The sequence below is a fragment of the Mycobacterium sp. Dal123C01 genome (assembly GCF_052566995.1).
Genome location: NZ_CP199580.1, coordinates 1,487,730 through 1,502,535 on the forward strand (window position 1 = coordinate 1,487,730; position 14,806 = coordinate 1,502,535).

The 14,806-nt window shown below is 64.7% G+C and carries 19 protein-coding genes and 1 tRNA gene; 15 read left to right on the forward strand and 5 right to left on the reverse strand.

Translation table 11 applies throughout. The annotated features are described in order from the left end of the window. Positions 1–43: 43 nt before the first annotated feature. On the reverse strand, positions 44–703 hold the full coding sequence (locus ACTXG5_RS07045) for a class I SAM-dependent methyltransferase (protein WP_445163000.1): 660 nt from the start codon (positions 701–703) through the stop codon (positions 44–46). A gap of 109 nt (positions 704–812) precedes the next feature. On the opposite strand from ACTXG5_RS07045, the gene ACTXG5_RS07050 reads away from it, so the two are divergent. Together ACTXG5_RS07050 and ACTXG5_RS07055 are read left to right on the forward strand one after the other, a co-directional pair. Continuing rightward, on the forward strand, positions 813–1,421 hold the full coding sequence (locus ACTXG5_RS07050; RefSeq protein ID WP_445163001.1) for a histidine phosphatase family protein: 609 nt from the start codon (positions 813–815) through the stop codon (positions 1,419–1,421). A 9-nt stretch (positions 1,422–1,430) separates the two neighbouring features. Next, the gene (locus ACTXG5_RS07055; protein ID WP_445163002.1) at positions 1,431–2,480 is read left to right on the forward strand and encodes a phosphotransferase family protein; all 1,050 of its coding nucleotides are present in this window, start codon (positions 1,431–1,433) and stop codon (positions 2,478–2,480) included. Here the strand turns inward: ACTXG5_RS07055 and ACTXG5_RS07060 are convergent. Next, positions 2,477–2,854, reverse strand: a complete 378-nt coding sequence (locus tag ACTXG5_RS07060; RefSeq protein WP_445163003.1) for a LapA family protein — start codon at positions 2,852–2,854, stop codon at positions 2,477–2,479. The two genes, ACTXG5_RS07055 and ACTXG5_RS07060, sit on opposite strands and share 4 nt — an antisense overlap. Positions 2,855–2,966: 112 nt before the next feature. Between ACTXG5_RS07060 and ACTXG5_RS07065 the strand changes: the two genes are divergently transcribed. From ACTXG5_RS07065 to ACTXG5_RS07085, 5 genes are read left to right on the forward strand one after another with little or no spacing between them, the layout of a single operon-like run. Continuing rightward, positions 2,967–3,914 carry an ABC transporter substrate-binding protein gene (locus ACTXG5_RS07065; RefSeq protein ID WP_445163004.1) on the forward strand — a complete coding sequence of 316 codons (948 nt, stop codon included), beginning with the start codon at positions 2,967–2,969 and terminating at the stop codon, positions 3,912–3,914. 22 nt (positions 3,915–3,936) lie between these two features. Further along, positions 3,937–5,034: an ABC transporter ATP-binding protein gene (locus ACTXG5_RS07070; RefSeq protein WP_445164295.1), complete on the forward strand. Its 1,098-nt coding sequence runs from the start codon at positions 3,937–3,939 to the stop codon at positions 5,032–5,034. Between the two features lie 2 nt (positions 5,035–5,036). Further along, positions 5,037–5,723 carry an ABC transporter permease gene (locus ACTXG5_RS07075; RefSeq protein ID WP_445163005.1) on the forward strand — a complete coding sequence of 229 codons (687 nt, stop codon included), beginning with the start codon at positions 5,037–5,039 and terminating at the stop codon, positions 5,721–5,723. After that, on the forward strand, positions 5,720–6,463 hold the full coding sequence (locus ACTXG5_RS07080; protein ID WP_445163006.1) for an ABC transporter permease: 744 nt from the start codon (positions 5,720–5,722) through the stop codon (positions 6,461–6,463). The genes ACTXG5_RS07075 and ACTXG5_RS07080 overlap by 4 nt, the downstream gene beginning before the upstream one ends. A gap of 47 nt (positions 6,464–6,510) precedes the next feature. Next, entirely contained in the window at positions 6,511–7,065 is a 555-nt protein-coding gene (locus tag ACTXG5_RS07085) for a putative glycolipid-binding domain-containing protein (protein WP_445164296.1), read from the forward strand. Here ACTXG5_RS07085 and ACTXG5_RS07090 read toward each other — a convergent pair. Continuing rightward, on the reverse strand, positions 7,028–7,972 hold the full coding sequence (locus ACTXG5_RS07090; protein ID WP_445164297.1) for a prephenate dehydrogenase: 945 nt from the start codon (positions 7,970–7,972) through the stop codon (positions 7,028–7,030). The two genes, ACTXG5_RS07085 and ACTXG5_RS07090, sit on opposite strands and share 38 nt — an antisense overlap. A 131-nt stretch (positions 7,973–8,103) precedes the next feature. Between ACTXG5_RS07090 and ACTXG5_RS07095 the strand changes: the two genes are divergently transcribed. The 3 genes from ACTXG5_RS07095 (at position 8,104) to ACTXG5_RS07105 (ending at position 9,198) form a co-directional block, all read left to right on the forward strand. Then, on the forward strand, positions 8,104–8,625 hold the full coding sequence (locus tag ACTXG5_RS07095; RefSeq protein WP_445163007.1) for a tRNA adenosine deaminase-associated protein: 522 nt from the start codon (positions 8,104–8,106) through the stop codon (positions 8,623–8,625). Further along, positions 8,622–9,080, forward strand: a complete 459-nt coding sequence (locus ACTXG5_RS07100; protein WP_445163008.1) for a nucleoside deaminase — start codon at positions 8,622–8,624, stop codon at positions 9,078–9,080. The genes ACTXG5_RS07095 and ACTXG5_RS07100 overlap by 4 nt, the downstream gene beginning before the upstream one ends. A gap of 29 nt (positions 9,081–9,109) precedes the next feature. Next, positions 9,110–9,198 (forward strand) — tRNA-Ser (locus ACTXG5_RS07105). 31 nt (positions 9,199–9,229) lie between these two features. Here the strand turns inward: ACTXG5_RS07105 and ACTXG5_RS07110 are convergent. Further along, on the reverse strand, positions 9,230–9,772 hold the full coding sequence (locus tag ACTXG5_RS07110) for a winged helix-turn-helix transcriptional regulator (protein WP_445163009.1): 543 nt from the start codon (positions 9,770–9,772) through the stop codon (positions 9,230–9,232). Positions 9,773–10,168: 396 nt separating this feature from the next. Here ACTXG5_RS07110 and ACTXG5_RS07115 point away from each other — a divergent pair, with 396 nt between their 5' ends. The 5 genes from ACTXG5_RS07115 (at position 10,169) to ACTXG5_RS07135 (ending at position 13,304) form a co-directional block, all read left to right on the forward strand. Further along, positions 10,169–11,119, forward strand: coding sequence for a fumarylacetoacetate hydrolase family protein (locus ACTXG5_RS07115; RefSeq protein ID WP_445163010.1), 951 nt, complete (start codon positions 10,169–10,171; stop codon positions 11,117–11,119). 52 nt (positions 11,120–11,171) lie between these two features. Beyond that, a complete protein-coding gene (locus tag ACTXG5_RS07120; protein WP_445163011.1) occupies positions 11,172–11,930 on the forward strand; it encodes an SDR family oxidoreductase in 759 nt (252 codons plus the stop codon). Between the two features lie 61 nt (positions 11,931–11,991). Then, the gene (locus ACTXG5_RS07125) at positions 11,992–12,357 is read left to right on the forward strand and encodes a nuclear transport factor 2 family protein (RefSeq protein ID WP_445163012.1); all 366 of its coding nucleotides are present in this window, start codon (positions 11,992–11,994) and stop codon (positions 12,355–12,357) included. Positions 12,358–12,398: 41 nt separating this feature from the next. Then, positions 12,399–12,782 (forward strand): tautomerase family protein, encoded by a 384-nt coding sequence (locus ACTXG5_RS07130; RefSeq protein ID WP_445163013.1) that lies wholly within the window; start codon positions 12,399–12,401, stop codon positions 12,780–12,782. Positions 12,783–12,854: 72 nt separating this feature from the next. Further along, on the forward strand, positions 12,855–13,304 hold the full coding sequence (locus ACTXG5_RS07135) for a tautomerase family protein (RefSeq protein WP_445163014.1): 450 nt from the start codon (positions 12,855–12,857) through the stop codon (positions 13,302–13,304). Positions 13,305–13,507: 203 nt separating this feature from the next. Here the strand turns inward: ACTXG5_RS07135 and ACTXG5_RS07140 are convergent, their stop codons facing one another. After that, on the reverse strand, positions 13,508–14,788 hold the full coding sequence (locus tag ACTXG5_RS07140; RefSeq protein ID WP_445163015.1) for an MCE family protein: 1,281 nt from the start codon (positions 14,786–14,788) through the stop codon (positions 13,508–13,510). Between the last annotated feature and the right edge of the window lie 18 nt (positions 14,789–14,806).

A 14,806-nucleotide genomic window follows, 5' to 3' on the forward strand; every position in this document is an offset into this window, starting at 1 on the left:
ACCCCACTCTCAGTGTGGAGAATAGCATTCTCCACGGCCGCCCCTAGTCGGACTTGTGCGCGCTGAGCAGGAATCCCGGCACCATGAAATGTCCTTCGTTGTCATCTTCGGCGTTCGGCAGCGCCGCATCGAGCGCGGCGGCGTTGCCGTAGACCTTCGCGGGCCGGATCTCATCGACTAGCCACAGCGTCGAGACGGCGTCGCGCAACTCGACCTCGGTAAAGCCACGAGGACCGGGCCGGCCGGCTTGTTCGCCTAGCGCCCCGGCGGCGAACGCCAGGATGTAGAGCGCTGCCCCGGGTGCGGCGGCCCGAAAGATCGACTGCAGATAGTTCTGGCGCCCCTCGGGCGGCAGGGCGTGGAACAGACCGCTGTCCAGGATGGTGGAGAAGCGGCCGTCATAGCCACCGAAGGTAGTGACGTCGGCCTGTGCGAAAGTCGCTGTTGTCAGTCCTTGTTCGGCGGCGGCCGCGACCGCGGCGTCGACCGCAGTCGCGCTGGCGTCCAGCCCGACAACTGTGTAGCCACGCGCGGCGAGGGCCAGTGCCAGGGCGGCGTGGCCACAGCCGGCGTCCAGCACCTCGCCGCGGACCTTGCCTTGATCGATCAGCACCGCCAGCTCCGGCTGCGGGCGGCCGATGCTCCATGGTGGTGGTGCCTCTTGTCGGTAGGCGGCGTCCCAATCCATGCTCGGCTGGGTCATGTGTCCTCCTAGAGATCAGGCCTCTATTGCAGATTAGGAGACGGCCGCGCGCCTCGGCAGGGTGCGATGAGAAACTGGCGAACCGGCCACTGCGACGACAGGGAGAAACATGCAAGTGCTTCTGGTCCGGCATGCGTTGCCGCTGCGCAGCGAACACGGCCAGGGTTCCGACCCGGACTTGTCGGACGAGGGGGTGGCCCAGATCGCGCGCCTACCCGAGGCGCTTGCCAGGTTCCCGATCTCCCGGGTGGTCAGCAGCCCGCAGCGACGCGCCGTCCAGACCGCCGAACCGGTCGCGGCGGCCCGGGACCTGCCCGTCGAAATTGACCAGCGATTCGCCGAATACGACCGCGACCTTCCCGTGTATATCCCGGTCGAGCAGATCCGAGCGGAAAACCCCAAGGAGTGGGAGCGACTGGCACAGGGCCATCTGCCCAGCGCGGTCGACGAAGACGCGTTCCGGGCGCGGGTGCTCGCGGCAGTGGACGATCTGGTTGCCACCGCCGATCCCGAAGACACCGTCGCGGTATTCAGTCACGGTGGCGTGATCAACCTGCTACTGCACCAGATCCTCGGGACGGCGCGGCTGTTGTCGTTTCCCGTCGACTACGCATCGGTCACCCGGCTGCTGTACTCGAGGTCCGGCCAGGCGACCGTGGCGGGAGTCAATGGCGTCGAACACGTGTGGGACCTGTTGCCGCGCAACCAGCGATGGTAAGAAAGTGCGGTGACTTCGGCTGATCGACTTGACGGGCTGGACCTGCCCGCGCTGGACCGGTATCTGCGCTCGCTCGGTATCGAGCGCGACGGCCAATTGCGCGGGGACTTCATCTCCGGCGGCCGCTCGAATCTGACGTTCCGGGTCTACGACGACAAAACGAACTGGTTGGTGCGGCGTCCACCGCTGCACGGGCTGACTCCGTCGGCGCACGATATGGCCCGCGAATACAAGGTCGTGGCGGGGCTGCAGCACACGCCCGTTCCGGTGGCTCGTGCGATCGCGCTATGCGAGGACGACTCGGTGCTGGGCGCGCCGTTCCAGATCGTCGAGTTCGTCGCCGGGCAAGTGGTGCGTCGCCGCGCTCAACTCGAAGCCTTCAGCCATACCGTGATCGACAAATGCGTTGACGCGTTGATCCGCGTACTCGTGGACTTGCACAACGTCGACCCGGATGCCGTGGGGCTGTCCGATTTCGGCAAGCCCAGCGGTTACCTGGAACGCCAAGTGCGCCGCTGGGGTTCCCAATGGGAGCTGGTGCGATTGCCCGACGACCATCGTGACGCCGACGTCGAACGACTGCATTCCGGTCTGCACCAAGCTATTCCGCAGCAGGGCCGCACCTCGATCGTGCATGGTGACTACCGGATCGACAACACCATCCTGGACGCCGATGACCCGACACGGGTCCGCGCCGTGGTGGATTGGGAGCTGTCGACGCTGGGGGACCCGCTGTCCGATGCGGCCCTGATGTGTGTGTACCGCGACCCGGCGCTGGATCTGATCGTCAATGCGCAAGCTGCCTGGACGTCGCCCCTGCTGCCAACGGCCGACGAGCTAGCCGACCGGTACTCGCTAGCTGCCGGTTTACCCCTGGCGCATTGGGAGTTCTACATGGCGCTGGCGTACTTCAAGCTCGCCATCATCGCCGCCGGCATCGATTTCCGCCAGCGGATGTCGGATCAGGCGAGCGGCAAGGCCGACTCCGAGCACAGGCCCGAAGTCGTCGCCCCGTTGATCTCGCGTGGCCTGGCCGAGCTGGCCAAGCTGCCCGGCTAGGCGCGCACTGCCGCGGCGTGCTGCTTCTTGGCGACGCGACGCAGCTGCAGGATTCGTGCGGTCCCGACGGCCACGGTAATCAGGCCGCCGACCACGGCCGCCAGCAGGATGGCCACCCCCAACGGCAAGCTCCAATGCCAGAACAAGAACTGGAACGGCGTCGTTGTCGTGTTCTGGGTAATGAAGATCAGCAACAGGATCAGAATCAGGAATCCCGCGAATAATGCCGTCCACAGGGCGCCGGCCCGGGTGAAGCCGATGGCCGGGTCTTTGGGTTTAGCGCCGGTGTGCGGTGCTGGGGCGGGCGGAGGGGGAGGCGCCGGAGGGGGCTCAGGCGGCGGCTGGCTCGGCGGGCCAGGGGTGTTGCTGCTCATAGATCCATCTTTGTCCCATCCTGCGCGGAATGAAACCAAACGACGCAAACCACGTGCGCGACCTGCTCAATGGGCACAGCACCTGGCTGGTTCTGCCGTTACTGTCAGCGGTATGAGGATGTTGCGGCGCGGATACCGCGCGATCATCCCCGCGGCAGTGTGGTTGTCGGCCGTGTGTCTGATCGCGTCCTGCAGCAACACCGATCCGCTGGCACCGGCGATCCGCAGCATGAAATCCATCGTGGTCGGATCCGCGGACTTCCCGGAGTCGCAGATCCTCGCCGAGATTTACGCACAAACCTTGCAGGCCAACGGTTTCGATGTTGGACGGCGGATGGGGATCGGTAGCCGTGAGACGTACATCCCAGCGCTCAAAGACCATTCGATCGATTTAGTGCCCGAGTATGTCGGCAATTTGCTGCGATACTTCGCCCCCAATTCGACCGCGACCATGCTCAACGCCGTCGAATTGGAGCTCTACCAGAAATTGCCGGGCGACCTGTCGATTCTGACGCCGTCACCGGCCTCCGACACCGATACGGTCACTGTCACCAGTGGAACCGCGACCGGGTGGAACCTCAAAACGATCGCCGACTTGGCCGCCCACTCACCGGAGGTGAAATTCGGGGCGCCTTCCTCCTTCGAGAACCGCCCGTCCGGCCTGCCCGGGCTGCGACAGAAGTACTCGCTCAACATCAGTCCCGGCAACTTCGTCGCCATCAACGACGGTGGCGGTGCGGTGACGGTGCGCGCATTGGTGCAGGGGAAGGTGACCGCGGCCAATATCTTCACCACCTCGCCGGCCATCCCGCAAAACCATTTGGTGGTGCTCGAGGACCCCGAACACAACTTCGTGGCCGGCAACGTTGTACCCCTGGTGAATTCGCAGAAGAAATCCGATCGTCTCAAGAATGTCCTGGACGCGGTCTCGGCGAAGCTCACCACATCCGTCCTGGCCGGTCTCAACGCGGCCGTAGCCGGCAACGCCGGCACCGATCCTGACCAGGCGGCGCGAAACTGGGTGCGGGACAACGGCTTCAACCATCCGATTGCGCAATGATGACCGGCTGGGGTGCGGCGCGTTGATCATCTTCGACAATGTCAGCAAGGTGTTCGCCGACGGGACCACTGCCGTCGATCGGCTCAGCCTCACGGTCCCGAACGGCAAGCTGACGGTCTTCGTCGGTTCCTCCGGCAGCGGCAAAACGACAGCGCTGCGGATGATCAACCGGATGATCGAGCCGACCTCGGGCACCGTAACCGTCGACGGGGCAAACGTTTCCACCGTCGACCCGGTGAAACTCCGGCTCGGAATCGGCTACGTGATTCAGCACGCCGGACTGATGCCGCATCAGCGGGTCATCGATAACGTTGCGACGGTGCCGGTGTTGCGGGGGCAGTCGCGTCGGGCGGCCCGCAAAGCGGCCTACGAGGTGCTCGAACGCGTCGGGCTGGACGCCAAGCTCGCCAACCGTTATCCGGCGCAGCTTTCCGGCGGTGAACAACAACGCATCGGTGTGGCACGCGCACTGGCCGCCGATCCGCCGATCTTGTTGATGGACGAGCCATTCTCGGCCGTCGACCCCGTGGTTCGCCTCGAGCTTCAGGACGAAATACTGCGTCTGCAAGGCGAATTGCACAAAACCATCGTGTTCGTCACGCACGATATCGATGAGGCGCTCAAACTCGCCGACCAAGTCGCGATCTTCGGTCGAGGCGGCGTGCTGCAGCAGTACGACGAACCCACCCAACTGCTTTCGCGGCCGGCCAACGACTTCGTGTCGAGATTCATCGGGCTCGGCCGTGGCTATCGGTGGCTGCAGCTGATCGACTCGGCCGGCCTGCCACTGCACGCCGTCGACACCATCCCGGCCAACGGCCTCACCAATGGCGGCGGCCCGCTCGTCGGCTGGGCGGTGGTGCTCGACGAGGACGGCCTACCGCTGGGCTGGATCGATGACGACGGTGTGCGGCGGCACAGCGGTGGTGCGTCGCTGTCCGACGCCATGAGCGGCGTCGGCGCGTTGTTCCGCCCCGGCGGCAACCTCAGCCACGCGCTGGATGCGGCGCTGTCGTCACCGTCGACAGTGGGCATCGCCGTCGACGGTGACGGCAAGGTCATCGGCGGGGTACTGGCGGCCGATGTGCTGGCCGCGGTCGAATCCCAGCGGCGGACCTGAACATGCACTATCTGCTCACCCACCTGGGCGATGCGTGGACGCTGACCGTGATCCACCTGCAGATGTCGTTGCTGCCGGTCCTGATCGGACTGGTGATCGCGGTGCCGCTGGGGGTGCTGGTGCAGCACGCACCGATTCCCCGACGACTGACCACGGCGACCGCCAGCGTCGTATTCACCGTTCCGTCGCTGGCGCTGTTCGTGGCCCTGCCGGTGATCATCGGAACCCGGATTCTCGACGAGGCCAATGTCCTGGTCGCGCTGACGGCCTACACCACCGCGCTGATGGTGCGCGCGGTGCTGGAGGCGCTGGATGCGGTGCCGACTCAGGTTAGTGACGCCGCCACCGCGGTCGGCTACTCGCCCATCAAACGAATCCTCAAAGTTGAACTGCCGCTGTCGATCCCGGTCATGGTCGCGGGGTTGCGCGTGGTCGTGGTGACCAATATCGCGATGGTCTCGGTGGGTTCGGTCATTGGCATCGGCGGGCTGGGAACCTGGTTCACCGAGGGGTATGCGACCGACAAGAGCGATCAGATCCTGGCCGGCATCATCGTGCTGTTCGTGCTGGCGGTCGTGATCGATGTGTTGATTGTGCTGGCCGGCCGGCTCGCCACGCCCTGGTCGCGCACGGGGGAAACCACACGCCGGCGACCGCTGGTGGCCCCGGTGGTGGGTGGTGCGCGATGAACTTCATCCAGCAGGCGGTTTCCTACCTGCTCACCGTCGACAACTGGACCGGACCCGTCGGGCTCGCGGCACGCATCTTGGAGCACGTGGAGTACACCGCCGTCGCGGTGGGCGCCTCGGCGCTGATCGCTATCCCGATCGGAATGATCATCGGCCACACCGGCCGCGGCACGCTGCTGGTCGTCGGCGCAGTCAACGGGCTGCGCTCACTGCCGACGCTCGGAGTGCTTCTGCTCGGGGTGCTGCTGTTCGGGCTGGGGACCGGGCCCCCGCTGGTCGCCCTGATGCTGCTCGGTGTCCCGTCGCTGCTGGCCGGCACCTACGCGGGCATCGCCAACGTCGATCCAGTGGTGGTCGATGCGGCGCGGGCGATGGGCATGACGGAGGCCCAGGTGCTGCTGCGCGTCGAGGTGCCCAATGCGATGCCGTTGATTCTCGGCGGTCTGCGTAACGCCACGCTGCAGGTGGTCGCCACCGCAACCGTGGCCGCGTATGCCAGCCTCGGCGGGCTGGGCCGGTACCTGATCGACGGGATCAAAGAGCGTGAATTCCAGCTCGCTCTGGTCGGCGCATTGATGGTGGCGGCGTTGGCGTTGATCCTCGACGGCCTGCTGGCGTTGGCGGTCTGGGTTTCGGTGCCGGGCACCGGACGGTTGCGTAGGCCTCATCGGTTCGATGATGTGACGGTGACCGCACTTGCCGACCAGCCTGCCGCGGCCAATGGGCACGTCTTACGGTAGGGAGTGTGAACAGCCCCTCTGACCCGACTGAGCGCGTCTGGTCCGCGATGTTGACCTGGCGCGCGCCCGACATCTCCCGCATGGAATCGGTGCGAGTGCAGGTGTCTGGCAAGCGAATTAGGGCCACCGGACGCATCGTGGCCGCGGCAACCCCGGCCAACCCGGCATTTGGCGCCTTCTACGAATTGCAGACCGACGAGAGCGGAGCCACCAAGAGGTTCGGCCTGACGATCACCCTCGCCGAGCGGGAACGCCAGCTCGCGATCGCCCGCGACGAAGAGAACATGTGGATGATCACCGACCACCAGGGTGAGCGACGCGAGGGATATAACGGCGCACTCGACGTCGACGTGGTGTTCAGCCCGTTCTTCAATGCGCTGCCCATTCGCCGGCTGGGGCTACACGAGCGGGCGGACGCGATCACGTTGCCGATGGTCTACGTCGACGTCCCGGATATGACGGTCACCCCGGCGACGGTGAGCTACTCCGGCGCGGGAGGCCTCGACGGGATCAAATTGCATTCGCCGGTCGCCGACACCACCGTGAGCGTCGACGCCGGCGGGTTCATCGTGGACTATCCCGGATTGGCAGAGCGGATCTGATCACCCCGCCCGCCCGGCCGGCAGCGGCCAGTTCCTCGCGCCAGTTGTCCGCGCCGATCACGACCGTGAAGATGTCGGAGCGCGGAAAGCGGTCGTAGCGCGTGCGCGCAGCATGACCCGCCTCGACGAGTTCGGCAACCGAGTTGTCCCAGTCCAGCGAGTCGCGGGCGCGGCCGAGCAGGTCGATCATCTTGTCGACCGCGGTCAGCAGGCGGCTCGTGTTGGCTTCGCACATCGCCCGCACGAGGTCCGGGGAGCTGCCGGCCACCCGGGTGCCGTCCCGGAAAGACCCGGCGGCCAGCGCGAAGGCCAGCGGCACCTCCGCTGCGGTCACCGCCAGGGCCTCGGCGAGCAGGTGCGGCAGATGCGAGATGGCAGCGGCCGCGGCGTCGTGCTCGTCGGATTTGGCCGGCACCACCACCGAGCCGCAATCCAACGCCAGCGTCATCACGTTCCACCACACCACCGGGTCCACGTGTTCGTCGACGCTGACCACCCACGGGGCCGCCGTGAACAAGCTGGCGTGGCCGGCCGACCACCCCGAGCTTTCGGTGCCCGTCATCGGGTGACCGCCGACGAAGCGTTCCCGCAGACCGGCCGCGGCGACCTCGTCGAGCACCGCCGTTTTGACGCTGGTGACGTCGGTGAGCGGGCATCTGGGAGCCAATTCGGCGACGTGGGCAAGCATCGTCGGCAGCGCCGGCATCGGCACGGCCAGCACAATCAATGCGCCCGTGTCGGCGGCGCGGGTCAGCGTGTCGGCGAGTTGGGTCGTGGCGTCAAAGCCGTCGGCGAGCGCGCCGTGCGCGCCCTCCACCGAGCGGTTGTAGCCGAATACCTCGCGGCCGGCAGCCGCGGCGGCTCGCATTATCGAACCGCCGATAAGTCCCAACCCGAGCACACACACCGGGGTCCTCGTCGCAGTCCGAGCCACAGTCCAAGGTTGGCACAGTCTGGTGGATGGCCGCGGCTCGAGGTCCCCACGCTGGTCTGCGTTGTCTGGTCAAGCAGCCTGGTCAACGACTAGCGTAGGCGCCCATGGGACGAGAGCGGGCCGCAACGCAAGGCCCGTCCGTGGACACACCGGACGGCTTTGGCGTCGCCGTCGTTCGCGAAGAGGGCCAATGGCGTTGTTCTGTGCTGGCCCCCAAATCGCTGACGAGCCTGGCTGCCGCCGAAACAGAACTGCGTGAACTGCGTAGTGCAGGAGCGGTGTTTGGGCTCCTCGATGTCGACGACGAGTTCTTCGTCATCGTGCGCCCCGCGCCCTCGGGGACCAAGTTGTTCCTGTCGGACGCCACCGCCGCACTGGACTACGACATTGCCGCCGAAGTCCTCGACAATCTGGACGCCGACATCGATCCCGAAGACCTCGAGGACGCCGAACCGTTCGAAGAGGGCGACCTGGGGTTGCTGTCCGACATCGGGCTGCCCGAAGCAGTGCTGGGCGTCATCCTCGATGAGAGCGACCTCTACGCCGACGAGCAATTGGGCCGCATCGCCCGCGAGATGGGCTTCGCCGACCAGCTGTCGGCGGTGATCGACCGCCTCGGTCGGTGACCACTGACGAAGATCTGATCCGCGCCGCGCTGGAGGCCTCCGCAGCGGCGGGCCCACGCGACGTGCCGATCGGTGCGGTGATCGTCGCTGCCGACGGAACCGAACTCGCCCGGGCGGCCAATGCCCGTGAGGCCCTTGGTGATCCGACCGCGCACGCCGAAGTCTTGGCGATGCGGGCGGCGGCCGCGGTGCTTGGTGACGGGTGGCGGCTGGAGGGGGCCACGCTCGCGGTCACCGTCGAACCGTGCACCATGTGCGCCGGCGCCTTGGTCCTGGCGCGCGTCGCGCGGCTGGTGTTCGGCGCGTGGGAACCCAAGACCGGAGCAGTCGGATCGCTGTGGGACGTGGTGCGCGACCGTCGGCTCAATCACCGCCCGCAGGTACGCGGCGGGGTGCTCGAGCGGGAGTGCGCCGCGCCGCTGGAAGCGTTCTTCGCCCGCCAGCGATTGGGGTGAGTGGCGCCTGGTTGGGTAAGCTGCTCGGCGGTGGCGTGTCCGAGCGGCCTAAGGAGCACGCCTCGAAAGCGTGTGACGGCAAAACCGTCCGAGGGTTCAAATCCCTCCGCCACCGCCACAACTGCCGGCGAGAAATCGCGGGTAGTTGATTACTTTTGCATTGGCTGCAACGGGCGCCCTGGTGGGCCCGGCAACTGGGGCTGGTCAGTCGGTGCGGGCCGAGTCACCGCGATGTCGCGATCTGGACTCCCTGCGGCGTAGATGGCGACATCGTCCGGATGAATTTCATAGCCGAGTTCGTCGATGAATCCGACGCGCACCGCACGTCCGGTGCGCCTGGCTTTGCGGAACATGCTGGGGCCTTCCTCGCAGGGCAGATGCTTGTCGCCCCAATCCGAGAGTGCGCCGATGACAACGTGGAGTTCGCGACCGATGGCGGTTAGGTGATAGGACGGCCGGCTGCGTTGTCCCGGCTCCTGGTAAGACCCGCGGGTCATGATGCCGTAGTCGACCAGAGTGGACAGGCGGTCTGCCAGTGTGTCTGCGGGCAGGCCGAGTTTGCGTTCGAAATCGGCGAAGCGGGTCTTTCCTGCCAGCGCTTCCCGCAGGATCAGTAGGGTCCATCGTTCACCGAGGAGGGTGAGTGTGCGGGCGATCGAACATTTCTGGTCGTCGACGTTTTTCTGTCCCATTGACGGCACTCTAGCAACCTGGCTCCGCGGATTCTACCCAGCCGCCCGCCCTTTCGATCACGCCATCGGCATTCGGCGGACTGGACGACGTGTACATAGCGTTCGAGTCTGCTTGGGCTGCTGGCATTAAGGACGACATGAGCCCTCTTCACGGGTGCCTTCGCGGCAAATCAACCTACGCCGCCCGTTCCTGAATCAGACTAGACATTTCCAAGTCAGGTGGCGTACGGTTCTCGGCAGGGCATTCAGTCACGGCTTCGCGCCGCCGGCCATGTGGCTCAATGAGGTGTCACCCGCGCGTGGCCGGATCACAACGGGATCTAGGAGTTGGCAAGTGCACCAACCACTTTCGTTGGCAGTGTGCTACTGGAACCACGTTTACCTGTGCAGTCGGTCATGAGTGCGGCTGCAGGTCGGTTCGCTGGGGTGGCCTCGTTGGGTGCCAGGTTGGCGAACCTCGAGCTGGAACCTGGCACCATCTCGTTGGGAGTCGAAACACCGCGCGGCGTCGTTGTGGTGCCGAGCGCGGCGAAGATTCATGGCATGTCCGCCCCGCAGGACATGGACGACCTGCTACAACATGGCCGCGCTGATGAGGTGCGCGCAGTGCTAGATGCAGTCGACACCGCATCGCTGGATAGCCGAGCCGCTGAGGCGGTGCTTGTCGATCCGGCGCAGCTTCGCTTCGCGCCGTTAGTCACACGGCCGCAAAAGATTGTGTGTGTCGGTTTCAATTACCGCGAGCACGCTGAAGAGACCGGGACACCGATCCCCACGGTGCCTCCGTTGTTCAACAAGTACAACAACTCCTTGAACCACCACGGCGGCACCATCGCGCTACCGACACGGGTGGCCTATCAGTTCGACTACGAGACCGAGCTAGTGATCGTGATGGGCCGCGAGGCCCGCAACGTCACCGCGGATCAAGCCCTGGCCTATGTCGCCGGCTATGCGACCGGCAACGACTTCAGCGCCCGTGACCTACAAACAGCGACAACGCAGTTCATGATCGGCAAGACCTCCGATGGGTTTGCGCCTATCGGGCCCTGGCTGGTGACCGCGGACCGAGTCCCGGACCCCAACAGCCTGCGACTGCGGACTCACGTCAACGGGGAACAGCGCCAGGACTGGAACACCAGCGACATGATCTTTAATTGCGCACAGCTGATCAGCTTTGCCTCGGGAATCTTTCCGCTCAGTCCAGGCGACGTCATCTTCACCGGCACCCCGCAAGGTGTCATCTTCGGCCAAAAAGAACCGCGGGAACAACGCGCCTGGCTCAAGGGCGGCGACGAAGTGACCTCCGAACTAGAGGGCCTCGGCCGCTTGACGGTGACTTTGACCTGACCAGTTGGCGTAAACGCGGAGAGATCGACCCCCGTCGACGAAACGAGGAAGCATGACCAGCCGGACCACTTCTGTTGCGGCTCAGCGTGAACCGGAGCTGCTCGGACAGACCGTTGTCGTGATCGGTGGCAGCGCGGGCATCGGCCTGGAAACCGCGCGTCGTGCTCGGGCGGAGGGGGCCGACGTCATCATTACCGGCCGCAATGTCGAGCGACTCACGCAAGCGGGCGAGGAGATTGGTGCGCAGCGCATCGCAGCCTTTGATGCCAAAGATACGGCTGCGCTGCAACGCTTCTTCGCTGAATTGACCGCACCGATCGACCATGTGCTGGTCAGCGGCGGCGGCCCACATTACGGACCGCTGTTGGAAATGGATACAGCCCAAGTGCGCGATGCGGCCACCGACCACCTGGTGCTGGCACTTGAGGTTGCCCGGCACGGCGCGAGCAAGATGCGCCCAGGCGGGACACTGCTTCTCATCGGCGGCACCGGCGGCCGGCGTATCGACCACGGCCTGGGGATCGTCTCGGCTGCCACCGCCGCGCTGCCACCGTTCACCGCAGCCCTGGCCCTCGAACTCGCGCCGATTCGGGTCAACCTCATCGCCGCCGGGTTCGTGGACACACCGTTGTCGGCATCACTGCTTGGAGACCAGCTCGAGGAACGCCGCCAGGAGCTACGGGCGACGCTACCCATCGGCCGCGTGGTGCTTCCGTCTGATGTCGCTGCGCTCGCGGTCCACATCATGAGCAACACCGCGCTCACCGGTGCAACGTATGACATCGACGGTGGACAGCAGTTCCTCGCATGATCACTGAAAGAATCCTGGCAATGGACACGACTAACACAGCGGGAGCGACATGAATCGGCAAGTGACACAGGGTGATACCGCGACGACGCAGCAAGTGCTTGCCCACCACCTCGAATTCTTCGGGAAGCGCGACCTCGCAGTCACCATGGCCGACTACGCCGACGAGGCGACGTTCTTCAGTCAAGGTGGCGTGCTGCACGGCTCCGACGCTATTCGCCAATTCTTCGGCACGTTGTTTGAGGAATTTGAGAAGCCAGGGATGTCCTTCGATTTGCTCCAGCAGGAGGTGGACGGCGATACCGCCTACATCGTGTGGAAAGCCGAGTCGGCAGACAACGTCTTCGAAATCGGCACCGACACCTTCATCGTGCAGAACGGCAAGATTGTCACCCAAACTTTCGCGGGCAAGATCACTCCCAAGAGCTGATTTCAGCCTTGACGCGGTCCAATGAGATAAGGACATCCATCATGCCACTCGCCCGAATCGACCTCACCCAAGGCCAATCGGCCGAGTATCGACAAGCCATCGGAGAAGTCGTGTACGACGCCATGGTCGAGATTCTGAAAGTACCTGAAGGAGACCGCTTTCAGGTCATCACCGAACATCCAGCGCAGAACTTCATCTTTGACCCCGACTACCTGGGCATCCATCGATCGAAGGACTGTGTGTTCATCCAGTTGACACTCCTGGGCGGCCGAACCGTGGACCAAAAATCGGCCTTTTACAAGGCTATCGCGGACGGACTGCACAAGCGCCTAGATATGCGCCGAGAAGATGTATTCATCAACCTAGTCGAAGTCAGCAAAGAGAACTGGTCCTTCGGCAATGGTGAAGCCCAATACGCGAAATAGCAAACAGCACATGGGGAATCGCAGAAATTTTCCCGAGGAGACTAACTCATCGACGGGAAGGGTCGCGTAGTTGTGCCGACATATGTTTGTTTAGCCGGAAGCGGCCAGATCAGCGCCGGACAGAGGCAGCGCATCGCTGCGGGAATCACGCTGATCCACAGTGAATGCACGGGAGCCCCACCGGCGTTCGTACAGTGCATCTTTCAAGACCTCGACGCGACCAGCCACTACATCGGCGCTGAGCCCGCACCGCAAAGTGTATGGGTGTATGGGCATATCCGGGATGGACGTGACGAAGGGGTCAGAGAGCGCATCTTGATCAGGATCTCTGAACTCCTCGTCGATATCTTGCACATCGACCCGTCACTAACGTGGGCCTACATCAATCCGCTGGCCAACACCGACATGGTCGAATTCGGCCGCACCCTGCCCTTGCCCGGCGCCGAACAGCAGTGGATCGAGCAGATGCCCGCCGGCGTGCGCGAGCCCCTGCTCGAACTCAACGAGCGCGCCACGCGATGATTCCAAACTGCCATCAGCGTGATGAAATCCAACTGCACTGGCAATGAGACCTTCCAGCCTTAGTAACAGTTAACTCCGGTGAACTAGCGTGAAATTTTCACGCAGCTAGAAGGCATTTTGTGCCGCCGAACAGCTAGCTGCATATGGTTCAATCCCTCCGCCACCGCGATAACCACCGGCGAGAAATCGCAGGTGAACAGCATCTATCCGCCACCTCCCATCGGTGCCGTTGCCGGCGGGGCTTGACCCAGACTCGCGTCAGGCATCGCCGCCGGCGGAGGCCCAGGAAGCGGGGCACCGTTCCCCGGCCCCGGTCCCAGGGGCACACCCGGCGGAGGTCCGGGCAGGGGAAGCGCGTTGGGATCGACCCACGGTGGCCTGACGGGGTCATGCAGCGGATCGAGGGTGTACTTCAAGCGATACGGGTCCCCGGGCTCGGGTGGTATGGGCATCCCCGGCTGCCCCCAGTGGGTGCCCAACATCAGTCCCTTCTTGAGCCGTGGAATCGTCAGGTCAAGCTCGGCAGTGATGTTGAAGTAGTCGCCTCGGAGCGCTCGGTCGATGAAGTTCTGGTTGAACGGGAATACGAACCCCGCCGCGATCGCCGTGCCGAACTCCGGTCCGACGTCGGCGAGCGCGCGGATGGTCGGCTCCAGGTTTTGCAGATTCTTGACCAGGTCGGCCTGGCTGTCGTTGACCAGCCGGGTGGCGGTGTTGCTGAACACGCGAAGGTGGTCCAGGGCGGTCGTCAGGCGCGGGCGTTCCTTGATCAGCACATCGAGTGCGGGCGGTATTTTGCGCAGCGCGTCGGTGAGAACGTCGCGTTGGTCGGCGAAGGTGCCGGCAAGCCGGTTCAGCGCCTGAATAGACTCGACGATGTTGTCCCGTTGTTCGTCCAGTGTTCCCACGAATGTGTCGAGGCGAGTAATCAGATCACGGAAGGCGCCCTCGTGCCCGGACAGGGCGGCGGAGAAATTGTGGATGACCTCCCCGATCTGTCCCAGTCCCCCGCCGTTGACGACCGCGCCCAGCGACGACAGCGTCTGCTCTGTCGAGGGGTAGGCCGACGACCGGCTCAGCGGGATGGTCGCGCCCGGTGCCAACCGTCCGTTTCCCGACTGGCCCAGCGGAGTATTGAGTTCCACGTGCATCGTCCCCAGCAGGCTGGTCTGACCGACGCTGGCTATCACGTTGGCCGGGACGGCGACATCGCGCTTGACCGAGATCTCGACGTCGGCGTGCCAGCCTTGCACCCGCATCGCACCGACACTGCCGACGACGACGTCGTCGATCATCACCGGCGAATTCGACTCCATCGTCCCGACATTGGGCAGCTCCACGTGGTAGATGTTGGCCCCCGGCCCGCGTCCAACCGCACCTGGCAACGGTAGTGAATTCAGGCCGTGGAATTCGCATCCCGTCGCCGTCAACACCACACAACAGCCGACGGCGAACACCCGCCGAGCCGCATCGCGGGCGATCATTGTTGTGGCCCATCTGAG

Coding starts and splice junctions, on each gene's coding strand:
- ACTXG5_RS07045 (WP_445163000.1), bottom strand. CDS start 703: ATGACCCAGCCGAGCATGGATTGGGACGCCGCCTACCGACAAGAGGCA.
- ACTXG5_RS07050 (WP_445163001.1), top strand. CDS start 813: ATGCAAGTGCTTCTGGTCCGGCATGCGTTGCCGCTGCGCAGCGAACAC.
- ACTXG5_RS07060 (WP_445163003.1), bottom strand. CDS start 2,854: ATGAGCAGCAACACCCCTGGCCCGCCGAGCCAGCCGCCGCCTGAGCCC.
- ACTXG5_RS07065 (WP_445163004.1), top strand. CDS start 2,967: ATGAGGATGTTGCGGCGCGGATACCGCGCGATCATCCCCGCGGCAGTG.
- ACTXG5_RS07075 (WP_445163005.1), top strand. CDS start 5,037: ATGCACTATCTGCTCACCCACCTGGGCGATGCGTGGACGCTGACCGTG.
- ACTXG5_RS07080 (WP_445163006.1), top strand. CDS start 5,720: ATGAACTTCATCCAGCAGGCGGTTTCCTACCTGCTCACCGTCGACAAC.
- ACTXG5_RS07085 (WP_445164296.1), top strand. CDS start 6,511: ATGTTGACCTGGCGCGCGCCCGACATCTCCCGCATGGAATCGGTGCGA.
- ACTXG5_RS07095 (WP_445163007.1), top strand. CDS start 8,104: ATGGGACGAGAGCGGGCCGCAACGCAAGGCCCGTCCGTGGACACACCG.
- ACTXG5_RS07110 (WP_445163009.1), bottom strand. CDS start 9,772: ATGGGACAGAAAAACGTCGACGACCAGAAATGTTCGATCGCCCGCACA.
- ACTXG5_RS07115 (WP_445163010.1), top strand. CDS start 10,169: ATGAGTGCGGCTGCAGGTCGGTTCGCTGGGGTGGCCTCGTTGGGTGCC.
- ACTXG5_RS07120 (WP_445163011.1), top strand. CDS start 11,172: ATGACCAGCCGGACCACTTCTGTTGCGGCTCAGCGTGAACCGGAGCTG.
- ACTXG5_RS07130 (WP_445163013.1), top strand. CDS start 12,399: ATGCCACTCGCCCGAATCGACCTCACCCAAGGCCAATCGGCCGAGTAT.
- ACTXG5_RS07140 (WP_445163015.1), bottom strand. CDS start 14,788: ATGATCGCCCGCGATGCGGCTCGGCGGGTGTTCGCCGTCGGCTGTTGT.